This window comes from Gimesia chilikensis (genome assembly GCF_008329715.1).
GTDB lineage: Bacteria > Planctomycetota > Planctomycetia > Planctomycetales > Planctomycetaceae > Gimesia > Gimesia chilikensis.
Genome location: NZ_VTSR01000022.1, coordinates 56,409 through 75,555, shown reverse-complemented (window position 1 = coordinate 75,555; position 19,147 = coordinate 56,409). Strand labels below are relative to the sequence as shown.

Genomic DNA, 19,147 nt, shown 5'->3' with positions numbered 1-19,147 from the left:
CGACTGATAGTAGTGCATCCCGCTTCCAACAGTCTTCCAGACGAACACGTAAAGACAACAGGCCCCCTTTTCAGAAACCTGTGGAGAAAGAGGTTATATGTCTGTTCTGAACTCGAACCGGATTTCCCGATTACTCGCAACCGGATACGGTCTGCTTTTCGTATGTGGCGTCAGCCTCTCACTGATTACCGGCCCTGCCAGCCTGCGGGCCGAAACTCCGACCAAACCCGCCAGCGCGAAAGCCAAAACGGAAGTCGATTCTGCCAGCGGGAAACGGATGCTGGACGCAATCAAATACCTGGCCTCCGATGAACTGGAAGGGCGTGGTGTCGACACACAGGGCATCAACCTCGCTGCGGACTATATCGTCAAAGAATTCAAAGCAGCCGGCCTGAATGTGACAACGGTCGAAGAAAGTGCCTTTCAGAAATTCACCATCAACACGGGCAGCAAACTGGGACCGACCAACGAACTGCAGTTGACCGGACCAGACGGAAAAACAATTCCCCTCGCCTACGACAAGGATTTTCGCTCCTGCTCGTTCGGCGGCTCGGGAAAATTTGATGCGGAAGTCGTCTTCTGCGGATACGGCATCGATGCCCAGGACGCGAAATACAATGACTACGCCAACGTCGATGTAAAAGACAAGGTCGTCATCATCATGCGTCGCACGCCCCAGCAGGGCGATAAAGAGAGCCCGTTCGCAGGGGCACACGGCATTTCGCGATATGCAGCACTCCGCTATAAAGTCAGCACCGCGTTCGGTAAAGGGGCCAAAGCGATCCTGTTCGTCAACGATTACTATTCGACGCAGGAACACAAAAAAGAGGCCCGCGAACTGGAACAGGACGCGATTGAAGAACTGATTCTCGCTACAGAAAAATGGGAAAAAGCAGCGAAAGATAAAGAGGAAACCAGTGCTGTTTCACTGAAGAAAGCTCTGCACGACGTGCAGCAGGCACGCAAGAATCTGAAAGAGGCGCATTTCGACCGCCTGATGGAATTTGGTTATGCCGGCAGCGGAGATGGTCGTTCGATTCCAATCGCTCACATCACCATCGAAAAGTGTAACGAACTTTTCAAGGACGCCGGGAAACCAACGCTGCAGGAACTGGAAGGTAAAATCGACGAAACTTTCAAGCCGGAAAGTTTCGCGTTACCCCAGTGGAAAGCCCGGGGCGAAATTTCCGTCGAACAGATTCGCACAGAAGTCAAAAACGTGATTGGCGTGCTGGAAGGCAAAGGGCCTCACGCTGATGAAACCATCGTCATCGGCGCCCACTATGATCACGTCGGTTATGGCGGTGAAGGTTCACTGGCCCCCGGTTCGACCGATGTCCACAATGGTGCTGACGACAATGCCTCGGGAACCGTGGCCCTGATCGAACTGGCCCGCAAACTGGCAGCCCGCAAGGAGCCCCTGCCTCGCCGCCTGGTGTTTATCGCCTTTACCGGTGAAGAACGGGGGCTGATCGGCTCAGCACATTACGTCAAAAATCCCGTGTTTGACCTGAAGAACACCGTGGCGATGCTCAACATGGATATGGTCGGACGTTTAACTGACGACAAGCTGACCGTCTTCGGTACCGGCACCGCCCCCCGCTGGGAAAAACTGGTAGAAAATACTGCCAAAGCCTACGACCTGAAACTCTCACTCAAGCCGGAAGGGTTCGGTCCCAGCGATCACAGCTCTTTTTACGGCAAGCAGATTCCGGTACTGCACCTGTTTACGGGAACTCACAGCGACTACCACCGTCCCTCTGATGACTGGGACAAAATCAATATCCCGGGCATGGAACGGATCATCGGGTTTCTGGAAGAGATCGCTATCGCGACTGCAGAGAACCCCGACCGGCCTCAATATGTGAAGATCGAGCGTCCCGCCGCAACCATGCGTTCCGGGAACCGGCCTTACTTCGGCAGTATTCCGGACTTCGGTGGGGAAGGCCCCGGCTATCACATTTCGGGAGCTTCTCCCGGCAGCCCGGCTGACAAAGCGGGCCTTAAATCCGGCGATGCCATCATCAAGATGGGCAAAACGAAAATCGATGGCCTGGATGACTTCGACCTGGCGCTGCGGATGTTTTCCGCCGGCGAGGAGGTAGAGGTCACCGTCCTGCGGGACGGAAAGCGGGTCAAACTGACCGTGAAGCTGGGTAAACCCAAATAAGCGTTGTCTGTTTATTTTCGCGTGTAAACCAGGGAGACCGTTCCGGTAAAATCGTTCTTCTTACGGCCCGCGTTGGGATAAGAGTTGTAAACCTGTAACAGTCCCAGCCGCAGGTTCCAGCGGTCTTTGTTGTCCAGTTTGAACAGGATCCCGGTTTCGCTTGTCAGACGGAGAATCTGGATATTGTCCACACTGGGAGTCCAGGTCTGTTTGTGCTCGAGTTTCGCATGGTCGCCTAAGGGCCAGTGGAATTCGATTTCGGCAAAGACGTCGAGCGTGGTTCGTCGCATACTGGGATCGTTATAAATTTCGTGCGTACCACCGGGACCAACACGCACGATCAATCGGCGATCTTTTTCATTGACAAAACGGTAACCAAGACCACTGGAAATCGTACCCCGCCAGTCCAGATTCTCAAACTCGTCGTAAACGTTCTTATTCGTTACGAAGACAATCCACTTCGTGGTGCGCGCCACGTCCAGAGTCGCATTACCGTACCAGCGGTTGGCATCGCGAATACCATTGGACTGCCCCCAGCGACCACCGATCTCAAACAGAAACTGGTTATCATCATCGGACTTCTCCAGTTGCAGTGCGGTGGTGACATAATCCCGCTGCGTATTTCCAGCCAGAAAAGTTCCGCCAATCTCCATCCGCTTGGTCCAGATTTCAGCGTATTCCCAGCAGGTGTCATAATAGTTTTCCACCCGATCCCAGGGGGACGTATTTTCATCTTCAACATCACCGAACTCCGGTGAAACGCCAATCGGCTGGGGAACCGGTGTCTGATTGATCATGGCCGGCAGCGGGGGAAGTTCCACGTTCTCGTTACTGACCAGCAGTTCCTCACCCGGGGGCGGAGCATCGGGGTCGGTCGCCAATTCAGCGTATTCGAGCCGATCCACGTCTTCCAGCAAAACTTTACGGACACTTCCATCAGTCAGCTGGAACAGGATCTTGCCCGACTCAAAACCGACGCTTTCTCCCGCCAGGAACTCCCCACTTTTAAGATAAAGCGTTTCCGCTGGTCCCGTCTCTGCAGCAGATAGCACATTACCCAGGCTACAGACCATCAGCCAGAGCATCATTATCCGCAGGCTGTACCAGCGATATTTTCTTCCTGTAATGAGGTGGAAACAACCCATTAGACCATCCGTGGCTGGATTACTCAGTGATAAGTAGTTGGAGTTTGGTGTAGATTCGCGCGAAAGGAGTTAAGAAGGGAGCGGGATTTTAGTTAGGACGGCAAATCAATGCAACGTGTATCTCTGAGTACGCTCATTTGATCACCAGAGCGAATCCCCGATTTATCACAGGTTGTTTTTTTGCATCTAACTCCTTTTAAAACAGACATTTATATAAACAATACCTGATTACCTTGTCTGAATTTTTTTAAGCCGCCCCCTGTCCTGACGATCGAGCCCGTCTGATCGATTTTAGCGATTCTCGATCCCGGAAAACGGATCTGAAAATTACCTGATCGCTATAACCGGATCTTTTCCCTGTCTGGAACTCTTTCCTTATTTCCTGCTGCCCGCTCTTTTGGCTCCGACTCGCTGAAAAAGCAGATCAGATCAGGACTACTTCGGACCTCCCCTCATTTCGCATGCTAGAGTTTTTTTGATTCCCGCTCGTTTCGGGCCTGCAAGAGCGAGCAGCGGATCAAGTTAAAAGCAAACATCAATTCATATCAAAGAGTATAAAACGGCACTTCAAGCCAACGGCGATCACAGAATCGCCTCTCGTGAGGGGGAGAAGATTTAATCATGGGATTCTTGAAACGATTTTTGAAGACGACCTATCGAGACAATACTGCGGGGAAATCGCGCAGCAGTTTCGAAAGTCTTTCAGAAGACCAGCTGGAAACGCATTTAAATATCGCCAAGTACGGTGATTTCATGCTGACTGATGCAATCCGTCCTTCCTACGACCTGGAAGTGGTACCGCAGGCCGGTTACCGACATGACGTTTACACCGACAAGGAATCCGGAATCAAAATTCCGGTTCTGATGGCTTCCGCTTCCCGCGAAGTTCTGTTCGACCTGTTTATCGATCTGCTCGATCCACTGGGTCATGAAGTCGATGTCGTACTGGAAACCAGTCACGACGGCGGCCACAACCAGCATCAGGACCTCTATCGGGAACACATGGATCTGCCCGTCCTGAAAAGTACGCTTTACGATTACGAAGATCTGCTGCTCAACGATGGCTGTGCCGGCATTGCTGTGCTCAATCCATTGATCCCACTGGAAGTACAATTCGACGAGCATAAGCTGCTGATCATGTACGGCCAGGGAATTGATCAGTTTGAGAGCATTCTGGATGAATACGGGATTCCCCACGATCCGGAACTCAAATTTATCACCGAAGCAGAACACGTCCACTCATCAAGTGATGAAGCGATCGAAGAACTGGATCAGTTGAAATACCGTCTCGGCATCGATTTTGAATAAGCGATCCTATTCATAGCTACGGATCCGAAATGGTTCTGCCTGTCCTTCAATCAGATGCAGTTCCTGATTCGCAGCGATTCCGGTAAAGCGCTGTTTGAGTCCGGATGGCCAGCTGACCTCCAGTTCTGAGACCTGCTGGTCAGGTCCCAGACCAAATACCAGCACCCTTTCATTACTCGCCTGGTATCCGTCTCCCGCAGTCAACTGACGCATCAGCGACTGCCCGCCTGCTTTCAGGCGTACTGTTGTGGCGATGGCATTCCGATTCGATTCGGTTCCCGTCAATCGCACCACCAGTCGATTCCCCGTGTCCTTTGTCCGGTTCTCCAGTAATACCACCGGTTGATCGAGACTGGACACAGCAACTTCCTCGCGACCATCCCGGTTCCAGTCCAGCCGCGCCATGCCCCGTCCCAGTCGTGGTTTTTGAAAGAACGCGCCCAGTTCGTCTGCCTTCAGTTCTTCAAATCTCCCCTGCCCCTGATTTTTCAAAAACTGGGGCCGCATCTGCCAGGGTGTCTCCGTTTTGCGCAGATCTTCGACATGCCCGTTAATGATGACCAGGTCCTGCAGGCCATCCAGGTCGGCATCCAGAAACTGCGTGCCGAACCCGAGCAGGTACAGACTCGATTCCGCCAGATTTGCGGACTGGGTTTCATCCACGAATTCATCGGGGCCGATCTGCCGATAGAGCGTATTCGTCTCTCGATAATAGTTGGTGATAAACAGATCCAGCAGACCATCCGCGTCTGCATCCCCGGCGGCAATGCCCATGCAGGCTTCAGTACGTCCCTGGGCATTCAGAGCCAGGCCCGACAAAAGGGCCTGCTCAGTAAAGTGAAGCTTTTCAGTGCCTTGATTGACGAAGAAGAAGTTCGCTACCGCATCATTGGCAATAAACAGACTGGGATAGCCGTTACCGTTAAAGTCGGCGGCGACAATACCCAGACCTTTCCCGGCGGGTACTTCAATCCCGGAGTCCGCGGTGACTTTTTTCAGGGTACCGTCTTTTGAATTCAGATAGAGCTGATCCTGGGCAGCAGGGAAATTCAAGGGCATGCACGAGCGACTGCTCCCATCCGCATTCTGACAGACACGGTCAAAGACATCCGCGCCCGAGAGATAATTGACCGCATAGATTTCAGGAGCTGCATCGCCATTCAGATCCGCCATTAGACAACTCGTAGTCCAGTCATCCGCGGAACCGCGAGCCTCTTCCACTTCGGAGAACGTGCCGTCACCGTTATTCAGGTAAAGACGGTTCAGACCAATGTTACCGATATAAACATCATCAAAACCATCCTGGTTCAGGTCGCCGATTGTGACTCCCTGGCTGAACCCGTTTTCCTGGATACCGGTTTGTTTTGTCACATCGCGGAAAGTGCCATCACCCTGATTCAGGTAGATCCGATCGAGGTATTCGGTGGCCCGCTCATCAACGGGCCACCGCGTGCCCTGCGTCAGGTACAGATCGGGCCAGTCATCCCCATTCAAATCGAGCACTCCCACTCCGCCGCCGGTGAACTCGTACATCTTGTGTTGCGTCTCGGGCCAGGGGTGTCCGTTAAAATATTGAAAGTCAATCCCCGCGTCCGTGGTAACATCGGTAAACGCGATCTGTGAATCAGTTTTAGCAGCTCCCTTTCCGGAATTTTGAGTTACCATGTCCGGAGTTGTTTTTGATGATTCCGGCAGGGACAGATCACGAATGGGATTCCGTCCGGGGTCCGTTCTCACCAGAGGCAGTTCTTTGAGTTCCCCCTGGAGTTCGTCTATGGTCTGTTTCGCCCAGCTGAGATAAGGGTCGAGCAGCAAAGCGGCCCGGCTCCAGCCATAAGCTTCCCAGACCAGCCCCAGTTCGCGGGCCAGTTGAACGGTTTTCTCAGCGGCGGGCAGTTCTTTGTCACCGTAAACGACTTTGACCAGTCCCTCGTAATTCTGTAGTTTTCGGGAATATTCGAGCAGCTGTTCCGCCGCTTGGGGGTCTCCGGTCTGCTTCAACAGCTGTCCCAGCTGATAACAGGCGGTAGGGTTCGTTGCATCCCGTTTGAGTGTCTGCACAAAGCAGCGAATCGCTGCCTGCTGATCTCCCTGCTGCTGGTACCACTGCCCTTCGACACTCCAGATGTCCGGGTGTTCGCGGACTGGTTCTGGTAATTCAGACTGCCACTTTTGAAAGTCATTGGGAACCTGTAACTTAAGCAGAGTCTGACCGAGCAGCACCTGTGCCTGGCTCAAGTCGGGCTGGATCTGAATCAGTTTCAGTAGTCGCTGCTGCGCCGCCGCATATTTCTGTTCATCCACATCGAGTCGGGCCAGCATGAGTTGCACGAGAGGATCGTGAGGCGCGGCCTGTTCGTAGTCGGCAAAGAGCTGCGGGTTCTCTAATGAACGGTCACTCATCGACAGCAGATACAGTGCGACGGGATTCAGTTCTTTCTGCTGGAGCAGCTTGATGCGAATTGGTACTGCTTTCCAGGTCTGCGTTGACAAGCCGTAAATGAACGAGAGCCGTTCGAGAATCAGCCCGTCATCGGGAAAAAACTGGTAGGCCCGCTCGAACTGATTGAGGGCGAGTGACAGCTGCTTTAACTGAAACAGATAGTACTCTCCAGAACGGGTGCGTGCCTGGAAGCAGTCGCGGCTCTGATTATCGGGGACGCGATCGTAATACTGAATCGCAGCTTGGAAATCGCCCTCTTTAATAGCAATTTCTGCGAGCAGCATTGCCGCGTCGTCAGCGTGTGAGGGAGACTCCAGCACCGGGAGCAGTTCTCGTTTCGCTTCAGCATACTGCTGCTCACGAAAGGCGTGCGCGCCTCGTTTCAATTGTGCAGACGGATCAGGTTCGAACACTCCGGCGAACCAGAGCGCCAGCCCGATCGTGATCAAAACCAGGAGAACTACAGTCAGTCGCAACAACTCATTGTGCCTTTTCAGTGCCACCAACCGTGAGGGTTGTGGGCTGCCAGTGTCAGTAAGAGGGTCAGCTCCCCCATTGTAAAGGGGAGTCTGACCTGACACCATGGGCACGTTGTTTAAACCGTGACATTCTCCTTTTCCTGCGCGTCGACATCAGAAGCGGTCGCAGGCTGGGTTTTGAACTGTTTAGCGACACTGGGCTTGAACAGATTGATGACCGAATGCTTGGCATCCATCGTCAGACTGAACAGCGTCGGCACCAGGACCAGCGTAAACAGCGTTGAAACAATCAGGCCGCCCAGCACCACGCTTCCCAGACCGCGATAAAGCTCACTCCCGGCACCAGGAAACAGCACCAGGGGCAGCAGCCCGAGTACAGTCGTGGTCGTCGTCATGAAAATCGGTCGGATACGTGTGCGGATACTTTCCAGAATCGCTTCACGAGGCGTCATCCCATCTTCATTGATATGGTTCAATGACTGGTGAATGATCAGAATCGGGTTATTCACCACGGTACCAATCAGAATCACGAAGCCGAGCATCGTCAGCACATCCAGGGTCTGCAGCATAAACAGGTTCAATACGCTGAGCCCCAGAATTCCACCGACTGCCCCCAGGGGGACACTGAAAATAATCACGAACGGATACAGCCACGATTCGAACAATGCTGCCATCAACAGATAAGTAATCATCAAGGCCAGTAGTACGTTGAACTGCAGTGCCGCCCAGGTATCGCGGAGCTTATCAGCGGTCCCTGAGAGCATAATCCGGTATCCACCATCCAGTTGACCACCATCACGCATGGGCTGGACAATTTCGTCCTGGATTTTCTGCATCGCATCTTCCAGTGCCATCGCTTCAGGCGGAGAGACTTCGATGGTAATCGCCCGCTGTCGTTCACGGTGATTCACCTGTTCCGGACCGCTGGTGATTTCTACATTCGCTAATGCTTCCAGTGGAACCAGAGATCCCATTGGCGTCGCGACCGAAAGGGCTTTCACGTCCTGGGTATTCTGAATGTGGCGGGACTCCCCGACGATGGAGAGGTCAATTTTATCGCCTCCCAGGTAGTAGTCACCGGCAAAAGCGCCATCGACCAGCGCGTTGGCTGTATATCCCAAATCGGCACTGCTTACTCCCATTTCTGCAGCCTGCACCAGTTTGGGCTGAATGTGCACTTCAGGACTGGACAGGTCCAGACTGGGAACGGGACGCACCTGGGCGTCGGGAATCATCCCTTTGACCTTCCCCAGAATCTGCCCCCCCATGCCGACCAGTTTCTGCAGATCGGGCCCGATGATTTCAACTTCGATAGTACGGCCGCCTGTCAAACCTTGTTCGAACAGACTCGATTGCTTGGCAACTGCGAAGGTTCCTTCCAGCTTGGCTCCCGCCTGCTGGACCAGAGGAATCAGTTCGCCTACGCGTTGGGAATCATGGGCGCGAATCCCCATAAAGACCATACGTCCGCGAGCCACGAAAAAGAAATCGCCGATCACCGGATAATCCAGGCTTTTGGCCTCTTCGCTTTCGGGATCCACAATATCCCAGTAAGGCCGCAGGTCCGATTCGACCTCTTCCCCCAGTTCCATCAACTGGTTCATGTTGTAGCCGGGAGGAGGAAGCAGAATACAGAAAATCAGATTACGGTTTCCTGTCGGCAGATACTCGACTTTAGGCCAGAGCTGCCAGCTGATCCCGAAGGCCGCTCCCACCAGAACGCCGGTCACTACCAGGCGTCTCAACAATCCTTTCTGAATCCAGCTGTTCATTCCCACAACGGATTTCACAAACAGGGCGCCCGCAGATTCGATCGGAGTGATAATCACTCTCTGCAAGCGGCCTTTTCTCACTGGTTGCTCGGGTTCGGGATTGTCGACGACCCGCATATCCTCAATGTCCTGTCCCTCCCGTTTGTGTAACAGACGGGCCGAGGCAGTGGAAATCAATGTCATCGAGACCAGCAGCGAGAGTCCGACTGCGGCACTGATCGCCAGGGCGATATCCTGAAACAGCTGACCTGCTTCTTCCTGAATGAAGACCACCGGCAGGAAGACGGCAATCGTGGTCAGCGTGGAAGCCAGCACCGCCCCCCAGACTTCCTGGGTCCCTTTGATGGCCGCCCGGAAGGGAGACTCACCCAATGAGTATCTACGGAAAATGTTTTCCAGAACCACCACTGCGTTATCCACGAGCATCCCGACGGCAAACGCGAGACCGGCCAGACTGATCACGTTCAACGAACGTCCCATCAGTCCCAGAATCAGGAAGGTGCCGATAATACTGGTAGGAATTGCCAGCCCCACCACCAGGGCCCCGCGGGCAAACCAGAAGCCAGCGCCAATGATCAGCGCCAGACAGACTGCGAAAAACCAGGGGGAGATATAGGCAGCCGCGACGGCTGACAGAATAATAAATGGCACCACAATCAAGGTGCGAATTCCCAGATGCAGAAACGACATTAGAACGATCATCGTCAAAGCACCGCCGATGAAGATGTTGTTCTTTACCAGATCGACCGAGGAATAGATGTAGTCGGTTTCATCATAAACCTGCACCAGTTGTAAGCCACGGGATTTGAGAATCGTTTCATCAATCTCTTTGGCGGCTTCGCGGAGTCCGTTCATAATATCCAGCACGTTGGCGCCGGTTTCGCGGATACAGTTCACCGCGATACTCGATTCGCCGAATCGACGTACCAGACCATCCGGTTTTTTGTAACCCAGACGGACTTCAGCAACGTCCCGTACATAGACCGGCGCGCCATCGCGAACCGCCAGCAGCTGATTTTCCACTTCTTCAATATTGCGGAACTGCCCCAGAGTACGTACTACCCAGCGACGTTTACCTTCCCAGAAATCACCGGCAGAAGTATCTTCATTCTGGCCGCGCAACACGCGACGCACATCGGCGATTGTCAATTGACGGGCGGCGAGTTGTTCGGAGTCGACAACCACCTGCAGCTCATCTTCCAGACCGCCCAGCACGTTTGACTGGGAAACGCCGGCTACACGTTCGAAGCGGGCTTCGATTTCATCTTCCGCAAAACGCCGCAGCTTGGTGACTTCAATATCTTCCTTGGGCAGAATTTCTCCGCGGACATCAGGATATTCATCAGACAACATCCGCAGTCGCAACATCGCCAGTCCGGGATTGGGTGTGTTACGAATCACTTCCAGACGGTCTTTGAGTTCCGGATGCTTCTCTCCAAACGCAACAATTTTCTCTTCAGAGGGAAGACGGCTGCTGAGAATGAACCAGGCAATCGGACGGTCCGCGGCGTTCGCGGTACTGATGATGGGCTGATCGGCGTCTTCCGGGTATTCGGGAACCTGCTGCAGGCGCGAGTTGACCTTAAGCAGGGCTTCATCCATGTTGGTACCAACCAGAAATTCCAGCGTGATGGTTCCCTTGGAGTCGGCACTTTCTGAACTCAGTTTGGTGATACCTTCCACACTCTTGAGCTGTTCTTCCTGTTCCAGCACAATTTCGCGTTCGACTTCCTGCGGACTGGCACCGGGCCAGCGTGTTTCGACGGTGATGGTGGGTCGCTGAACTTCGGGGGTCAGCTGCATCGGCATACGAGTCAGAGCGACCAGACCGAAGAGGACCGTCAGCAGCACGCCGACGGTTACTTTAACCGGATTATGGACAATGGCTGTAATCAGATTCATGATGGTTCCTCGTTAACCCTTAATGTCGATGGCTTTGGACTTGGGTTCTGCATCGGGAGACAGAACTTCGGAAATCACCACGTCCTGTCCGGGCCGCAGACGCTCGTTACCACGGATCACAACCTGCTGACCGGGCTTCAGATCTCCCTTAACCTGAATCAGGCGGCCTTGCGCCACCCCAACCTGTACCGGCACTGGCCGGGCTTTACCCTGCTTTTTATTATCTGCAGCAGGATCGACGACATAGACCATTGGTGTCGGGCCGCCCAGAACCAGGGCATCCTTGGAAACCAGCAGCGCTGACTGCTGAGGTCCGGTTGGCAGAACCGCACGGGCCAGCATGCCTGATTTCAACAGGGGACCACCATCTTTGGTGATTGTATTTTTCAGACGGACTTTGACGGGAAATGTACGGGCACGAACATCAGCCTGCGGTACGATTAAGGCAACTTTTCCCGTAAAGACCTGGTTAGGAATCGCGGGGACTTCCACCCGGACTTCCATTCCCAGCCGCACGTGGGGGACGTGATTTTCCAGCACCTGCACACTCACATCGACCTGATCCAGGGCGATGACTTCAGCCACAAGTTCGCCAGAGTTCACCCACTGACCGACTTCAGTATGTTCGGCGACCACGTATCCATCAAAGGGGGTAATGATCGTGTGTTTGACCACTTTACTTTCGAGTTCGTCGACGAGCGCCTGCTGCATGGCTACCCGGGCCCGGGCCTGATCAATTTTCTCTTTGCGAGGCCCCTCGACAGCCAGTTGATAGGCAGACTGTGCTTCCTCATATAATTCGTCAGCCCGAATGGATTCGGAAACGACCTGCTGAATGTCATCATCGTTAACGGCTTTGCGGGCATAGAGGGATTCCAGACGTTTACGGCGTTTCGTCTGATATTCGCTCTCTGCCCGGGCCGCCTGCATCAGTGCGCGAGCCCGTTTAATTTCATCCGGACGCGAACCGTTCTCCATCTCTTCCAGTTCGTGCTTTCGCAGCTGCAGCTCTGCTTTTTCCGCAGCCACTTCCAACTTGATGGTATTCGTCAACAGCTGGGCGAGCGGTTGTTTGGCTTTGACAAAATCCCCTTCGTTCACAGGGAACTCAGCCACACGACCGCCGACAGCACTACCAATCACACTGCGTTTAATGGGGAGTACCGTTCCAACAAACGTCTGTCCCGAAGCAAGATCCTTCTGGACGACTTCTGCCACCGCAACAGGGGCCGGCCCCCGCTGGGCACAGACAGTCTGTGCATTGATGATTAACACAGCGAGTGCTGCGACTAAAACGGTTGCAAATCTCATAAACTTCCTCAACGTCATATCAAGTAGTCGTAAGTAGTCAGCTTCATCCTGAATTTTGTTTCAGACCGCCTCAAACTCCGGGAGCTTGACCCCCAGATTTTCCTGGACCTGCATCAGCAGGGATTTCAGTGTCTCCACCTGCTCGGCAGTCATGCCTTTGGTTGCTTTCTTTCGGAGCCGCTTCAGACAGGAAACCATCTTGGACCAGATTGGTTTCGCTTCGGGCAAAACCTGTAGCACCTTCCGCCGCCGGTCTTCCGGATCACTTTCGCGTTTGATCCACTGATCGCGTTCCATCCGATCCAGAATCCGCACGAGAGTCGGAGGTTCGATCATCATTCGCTCAGCGAGTTCCACCTGGGACAGGGGACCTGCATAAACCAGCCAGCCAATCACCTGAAACTGTCGGAAGGTGATTCCGTAGGGAATCAATTCCTGATTCAACGCATCCTGATAGGAATGCGAAGTCATCGTAATCCAGTAACCGATGCTCTCTTCAAAATCGTATTGCAACATCAGCACCTCCTTCGGAGTGAACGCCCCTGATTGATTAGCCAGGCTAATTATTAGCCCTGTTATAATATTCAGGCATACCCTGTCGCAATACCGAATCGCCGGGATACAAGGGCTTTAGACCGATTGCTGCTGAAATCAAGCGGAAAATGCGAGGTAAAGTGGGCTGCTCAAAGTGGACCTCAAGGGCATCTATCAATGCCCTGAACAGTTTCAGGCGGGAGACACTGCAAAAAAGAATTAAAACGCGTTCGCGGGGCGGGCGTTTTTGTCAGGCTGCTGGCCTGTAGCGGAAAGGTTCAAGACACAGCGAAAACCGATGTCCGGGCCGGGAGTCCGCATGTTTTCCCCAGCCCGTTTCCAGACTTTCCAGGAATCTTTCGCACCGCGGGCCACACGTTCCCCCGATACAACCGGGAGCTTGGGACCGGTCCAGTCGCGGACGACACCGGCATCGGAGCGGGCCAGCGCCGCTTTATAGGCATCGGGAGAATACCAGTCATCGCACCATTCCCGGGCATTTCCGGCCATGTCGTAAACTCCGTAGGGACTCTTGTCTCCCGGAAAACTTTTCACCGGATCTATTTGTCCGGGCTGGCGGTTCTTGTGCCAGAGCGGACGCCCGTCACCCCAGGGATACTGAAATCCCAGTTCGCCCCGCGCGGCTTTCTCCCACTGCGTTTCCAGGGGCAACTGCTTGCCCATCGTTCGGGCATAATTAATGGCGTCGGTATACGCGATGCCCATGGCCGGGATGTTCCCTTCCGCCTGATCATTTCCCGCCAGTTCGGGAATTTTGCCTTTCGCGGCGATCATTTCTGAACGCCAGCGGCGATATTGTTCGAGCGTGACTTCGTGCAGATCGATATAAAACGCGTTCTGAAAAATCGAAAACTGCGGCTGCGCATTCGGATCGCCGGATTCGACTCCCTGAATCGAAACGCCAGCCGGGACCAGCGCCATCTCGGAATAATCGCGGTCACACCGAATCCGCCGGGGTAAGCCTTCTGCAGAATAGCCATATTCTGGCAACGCAGTGAATCCCTTGGGAAGTTTAAATGTAGAACTGGGCTGGGTTGTCTCCCCCGTCGCCTCCGGCTGGATGACAGTAAATGTGGAAGCATTCAATCCTGGTTCGGCAGGGGGCACCACTGCGAACTCTTCCCCGCGGGCGCGACTGGGATCGGGCTTCTGAATCCGGTAATTATGCAGGTAATCGACTACCTCAAAATGATCTTCCGGGTCTCCCTCCAGTTCCGCCGGCTGTGTTGAGCGGGACGGTTGCGGTTCCACTTTACGAGGCCTTAATTGCGGTGCCCGCATATTGGAACGATTCGAGGAAGGTGACCTGGCTTTGTCCTCTTCTGTAAAGCTCCCCACCTTGCCTCCACCGTCACCACAACTTGTCAGCAACAGTGCAAGCAGACAACATGACACAGAAAAGCGAAATCCAGCGGTCTTCGATAACAGAGGCATGATCAGTACCAGGGAAGCAGAGTGAGTCAAATAAAAGAGACAGACTATCCTGATTCTAACAACCACGAGACAGATTAACAGCCCTTTTCAGGCCGTTCAGCCGTTTTCCCTGACAGCATCGATCAGCAGCGATTTGAAATCACTCATCGTTTTACATTCAGTCGCAATCCGGGGATGCGCAAAAACGCGCACCCGTTTGACGAAATCATCAAACTGCTTGCGTGCCAGCGTATCCACCACAGGAGAGACGACGTGCAGCGGCTGATATTGGGCTTCGCGCGGCGAATAGATCTCCACGTTGAATTCCACTTCCCGATGCGTGGGGGGGGCGTCGATCAGAACGTCGGTCGCATCGACCTGCTGCTTTAAACGTTGCGTGAGCCGCGCTGCCAGTTGTTCGCTCCAGTGGACCAGCGATGAGACTGGTCGATGTGCAATCAGTTCAAAGACTTCAGATGACTCATAGAAACTGAATTCTGCCACCCGTTTATAGAGCACACGTTTGTTACTGAAAATGCCTTCGACGAGACGTTCGCAGTCAGTCCCCTGTGCTTCCTTGCGGAGTACAGAAATGGAATCGGACTCGGTGAGCTGGAAATATTCAGCGAGATCCAGCCTGGGATAGAGATGATAAAACGCGCGGGCAAACATCGTACTCGCCGCACGAACCGCGTGATGCCAGTAGACTTCGCTGAACATCACATAACGGGCAAACACCATCAACTCGGCTGCGGTTTTACCCTTGGAACCAATCGCCAGTCCATCTCCGTCCGCGTTAACCATCAACGACTGGATCAGTCGTTTTTTATCGAAGTTACGACCGTAAGGCACGCCGGCGTGAAGACTGTCACGATCGAGGTAGTCCATCTTATCGATGTCAATCGGGCCAGAGAGAATCGAACGCACCAGTCGCATGCGGGGGGTATCCGAACTCGGCACCAGAATATCCAGCACTTCGGAAGGTTCAATGCCCCACTCTTCCCGCAGGATCTTTGGCAGTTCGTGTCCTTCCGAGAGAAACTCCCGGGCAAACTGCTCGTGCCGGGGAATGCCTTCCAGTGACATATCTTCAATCAGATGACAGAACGGCCAGTGCCCCAGATCGTGCAGCAGGGCCGCTGCAATCAGCACTTCCGCCGTATGCACGTCCACGGTCGCCGCGAAACGTTCGTCCCGTCCCAGTTGCCAGAGATACTGCAGCGCATTCTGATAAACGCCCAGCGCGTGTTCAAAACGCGTGTGCGTTGCTCCGGGATAAACGAGCGCCGTGAACCCCAGTTGGGTGATGTGCGACAGCCGTCGGAACTCGGGTGTATCGACCAGTGCCCGGACGCGACCGGTAAAAGGCACGTCCTGCTGGTAGGGAATCCGGACCAGGCCACTGCCTGACTGCAGGTTGGAGAGTTCAGGAATCTCGACATACGGGTGGTTCATGAAACGTCAATTCCGTTTTACGATTTCGTGAGCCGTTCAGGCGAGCAGCGAAGAACGATCGTTCGGCGCAAACAACTCCTCGACGACAGACGCGATCATTTCGTTATCTTCCTGCGCCCCTTCGGAGCACATGGCCTTCCACAGTACCTGGCCGGCCTGCACTGCTTTCTGAACCTTGGCGGGCAACGCGTCCACTTCCAAAGGAGGACGCAGATCATGATTCAGGATCGCCGAGGAGAGAGCATGCGGAATCTGTTCGATTTCATCGACCGATTCAAATTCGACCATGCCCACCAGCAGCGGATTAAAGCGTCCCTGGATCAGCGAGCGGACATCATCTTTATAGGCGATCAGTGGCTTGCCCAGCATCCAGGCCATGGCTGCTTCGGAAACAGCGCCTTCATCGGGAACGCGTCCGTTGAGATTCCAGACCATCGCCTCACATTCCACAACCAGCTGGTAGACATCCAGCGAGAAAATGGCTTCATGCAGAAACTGAGCAGCCGTCGGTGCATCCCAGTTGCGTTCGACCAGCACATCCAGGATCAGGCGAAATTCCATCCCGTCGCGGTGAGGCAGGTAGACGGTATATCCGGTTTTGGTTAAGAGATCTGCAATCTCTGTCATCTCGTCCCGTTCGGTCCGATTAAACAGAGGACCTGCGCAGTACACGCGCATCTGTTCGTTAGAATGTTTCATGGTCAAACCTGTAATGCTTCCCTGCTGAAAGAAATCCATTTAGAATAGTGAGATAGAGGGGATTCGGAGTTCATTGTAACAACGTCCTGTTTTTTTTCACCCAAACCGGATTCTTTTCCGCCAGCATCTCCCAAATTTGTCAGAGCAGCGCTCAACAGCGCTGCCTGAATCGTCGCAAGCCAGTTAGAACATTCACAGACAGTCTGCTCCAAATTCATGAATCACAGCGCCCCTACTCCTCCTGCAATCGACAGTCGCCGATTTACTTATGCGCTGCTCTGCGTCTTGCTGGGTCCCGGTGCGGTGACACTCGCCCTGCAGACGATCTTCAGCAGTCAGGACCTGGCCGGAATGTACGTCAGTGTTCCGCTCTGGGAAGCACTGCTCTCAAGCTGGGGCGCGACGCTCGATCCGACCACACAAACAGTTGGCATTCCCTTTTTCCCGTTGATGGGATACCTGCTCCTCACCGCAACACTGACCTGGCTGGCGGGGGGCTTCCTGATTTCCCGCCTGCAGAAGTCTGCGTTCTCTGCTGCGCTGACGGACTGGGGCTGCCTGGGTTATCGCTGGTGGTTTCTGCCCGGCGTCTGGGAGCTGCTCCGAATCCTGCTGTTTATCATCGGCTGGAGCAGCGGCGAAGGTCTGCTGCTGGCCACCTCGCAGTTCTGGTTCGCGATCACAATCGCGGGCTGGCTGGCCACATTGGTGACACTGCTGTTTCCCGCTTCCCAGAGTGAAGCTTCGATCGAAGAACTTTCCACGGAACCAAAGTCCTCCCTGCCCGTCACTGTCTGGCTGCTGATGGGCGTTTTCGTATTGATCTTCACCTGGATGAACTGGCGGCTTTACCAGGGCCTGCTGATTCCCCACGGCGATTCAGCCATGTATGAAGAACATCTCTGGAATGTCCTGCATGGGAAAGGGTTTCGCAGTTATCTGGATCAGGGGCTGTTCTGGGGAGAACATATCCAATTCATTCACCTGCTGCTCTCGCCGCTGTACCTGATCTGGCCATCCCACCTGCTGCTGGAACTGAGTGAAACCGTGGCCCTGGCCTGCGGTGCGATTCCGCTGTACCGTATGGCGACGCGACACAGCGGTTCTAAAACCGCGGGCACTGCAATCGTCGCAGCTTATCTCTGCTACTTCCCCCTGCAGTTTCTGGACATCGCCATCGATCTCAAAACATTCCGGCCGATCTCCTTCGGCGTTCCCCTGCTGCTGTTCGCCCTGGAAGCGATCGAACGCAAGCGCTGGAAATCTGCAATCGTCCTGCTGCTGCTCTGCCTGGCTGCCAAGGAAGACTATGCGATTATCCTGGGCCCCTTGGGGCTCTGGATCGCCTGGCGCGCGTTTCAGGAAAATAAACCGGAATCAAAAGCACAGAAATCCGTGCTGCTGAAAAGCATCGCCCCGGGCATCGGTCTGTCAGTGTTTGCGGTCGTTTATCTGGCACTGGTTGTAAAAGTTCTGATCCCCTGGTTCCGCGGCGGCACACAGGTGCATTACGTCGGTTACTTTCAGAAATTCGGCAATTCCCTGGGCGAAGTCGTCAGCAACATTCTGTTCAATCCGGGACTGCTGCTGGGCGAACTGATCCAACCCGATACGTTCATCTATGCCCTGGCGCTGCTCGTCCCTCTCGGCCTGCTGCCCCTGTTTTCACCGGGACGTCTGCTGGTGGGGCTGCCCCTGTTTGGACTACTCTGTCTGAACGAACTGGCCCACGATCCGCGACACCATTTTCATGCTCCCATCGTCCCTATTCTCTGCTGGGCTGCGGCTTACGGAGTTGGAAATGTCACAATGGTGCTGCGTCGCTGGAAATCGGAACCCGCATCCCTGGCACAGACACAGACCTGGGCAACGCATTTCCTCTGGAGTTCCTCCCTGGCAACCGGACTCTTTTTCAGCCTGGGTCCCGCAGGCCTGGTCTTCTGGGACTCCGGTTCCAGCTGGTACTGGGGACGGCTGTACGTACCCGGAGAAAGGGCGCGTCAGTTTGAAAAAATCGCAGATCTGATTCCCCCGGAGAGCAGAGTCGCCTCGACCGATTTCGTGCATCCCCGCTATACCCACCATGCCCGCTCTTACGATTACAGTAAATACCGGCGGAAAGTAAACGACTACGAAGCAGGGGTGCCGGAGGACACCGACTATATCGTCATTGATACCCAGCACCCTTACAGCGAGATCAAAACCCCTGATCAGATCCCCGAATATCGCGATCACCCCGACGAATGGGAACTGCTGCCGGACAAAACCGACGGATATTTCATCGTCCTGAAACGAAAACAGCCCCCGAAACCCGCTGCCAGCGAGTGATCGACGCTGATCTCGCTCAAAATTCGGAAAAATGGGGGCTTCACCCGGTGAAATGAACGGTAATAATAGCCCGTGAACCCACCGCGAGACTGACAGGCGGCTGTTTCCCAGTCTCTCGAAAATTGACCCGTTCCAGGTCATCCGACTTTCCCGAATTCCCATTCCCG

At 54.2% G+C, this 19,147-nt stretch carries 11 protein-coding genes; 3 read left to right on the top strand and 8 right to left on the bottom strand.

Annotation, left to right across the window (positions count from 1 at the left end):
- The first annotated feature begins 97 nt into the window (after positions 1–97).
- Positions 98–2,170, top strand: a complete 2,073-nt coding sequence (locus tag FYZ48_RS24120) for a M20/M25/M40 family metallo-hydrolase (RefSeq protein ID WP_149345112.1) — start codon at positions 98–100, stop codon at positions 2,168–2,170.
- 11 nt (positions 2,171–2,181) lie between these two features.
- Here the strand turns inward: FYZ48_RS24120 and FYZ48_RS24115 are convergent, their stop codons facing one another.
- Positions 2,182–3,315, bottom strand: a complete 1,134-nt coding sequence (locus tag FYZ48_RS24115) for a DUF481 domain-containing protein (protein ID WP_149345111.1) — start codon at positions 3,313–3,315, stop codon at positions 2,182–2,184.
- A 621-nt stretch (positions 3,316–3,936) separates the two neighbouring features.
- Here FYZ48_RS24115 and FYZ48_RS24110 point away from each other — a divergent pair.
- A complete protein-coding gene (locus tag FYZ48_RS24110; RefSeq protein WP_145041777.1) occupies positions 3,937–4,623 on the top strand; it encodes a hypothetical protein in 687 nt (228 codons plus the stop codon).
- Between the two features lie 6 nt (positions 4,624–4,629).
- On the opposite strand, the gene FYZ48_RS24105 is transcribed toward FYZ48_RS24110, so the two are convergent.
- The 7 genes from FYZ48_RS24105 to FYZ48_RS24075 all read right to left on the bottom strand — a co-directional run bounded on the left by FYZ48_RS24105 (position 4,630) and on the right by FYZ48_RS24075 (position 16,652).
- A complete protein-coding gene (locus tag FYZ48_RS24105) occupies positions 4,630–7,545 on the bottom strand; it encodes an FG-GAP-like repeat-containing protein (protein WP_187782189.1) in 2,916 nt (971 codons plus the stop codon).
- A 116-nt stretch (positions 7,546–7,661) separates the two neighbouring features.
- Positions 7,662–11,219, bottom strand: a complete 3,558-nt coding sequence (locus FYZ48_RS24100; protein WP_149345109.1) for an efflux RND transporter permease subunit — start codon at positions 11,217–11,219, stop codon at positions 7,662–7,664.
- 12 nt (positions 11,220–11,231) lie between these two features.
- Positions 11,232–12,530 (bottom strand): efflux RND transporter periplasmic adaptor subunit, encoded by a 1,299-nt coding sequence (locus FYZ48_RS24095; RefSeq protein ID WP_149345108.1) that lies wholly within the window; start codon positions 12,528–12,530, stop codon positions 11,232–11,234.
- A gap of 60 nt (positions 12,531–12,590) precedes the next feature.
- Positions 12,591–13,046 carry a MarR family winged helix-turn-helix transcriptional regulator gene (locus tag FYZ48_RS24090; RefSeq protein ID WP_145041781.1) on the bottom strand — a complete coding sequence of 152 codons (456 nt, stop codon included), beginning with the start codon at positions 13,044–13,046 and terminating at the stop codon, positions 12,591–12,593.
- A 237-nt stretch (positions 13,047–13,283) separates the two neighbouring features.
- Complete coding sequence (locus FYZ48_RS24085; protein WP_149345107.1) at positions 13,284–14,519, bottom strand: formylglycine-generating enzyme family protein; 1,236 nt, start codon at positions 14,517–14,519, stop codon at positions 13,284–13,286.
- Positions 14,520–14,615: 96 nt separating this feature from the next.
- Complete coding sequence (locus tag FYZ48_RS24080; protein WP_149345106.1) at positions 14,616–15,953, bottom strand: HD domain-containing protein; 1,338 nt, start codon at positions 15,951–15,953, stop codon at positions 14,616–14,618.
- A 36-nt stretch (positions 15,954–15,989) separates the two neighbouring features.
- Complete coding sequence (locus tag FYZ48_RS24075) at positions 15,990–16,652, bottom strand: nucleoside 2-deoxyribosyltransferase (RefSeq protein WP_149345105.1); 663 nt, start codon at positions 16,650–16,652, stop codon at positions 15,990–15,992.
- Positions 16,653–16,868: 216 nt separating this feature from the next.
- Here FYZ48_RS24075 and FYZ48_RS24070 point away from each other — a divergent pair, with 216 nt between their 5' ends.
- The gene (locus tag FYZ48_RS24070; protein ID WP_149345104.1) at positions 16,869–18,980 is read left to right on the top strand and encodes a DUF2079 domain-containing protein; all 2,112 of its coding nucleotides are present in this window, start codon (positions 16,869–16,871) and stop codon (positions 18,978–18,980) included.
- The last annotated feature ends 167 nt before the right edge of the window (positions 18,981–19,147 follow it).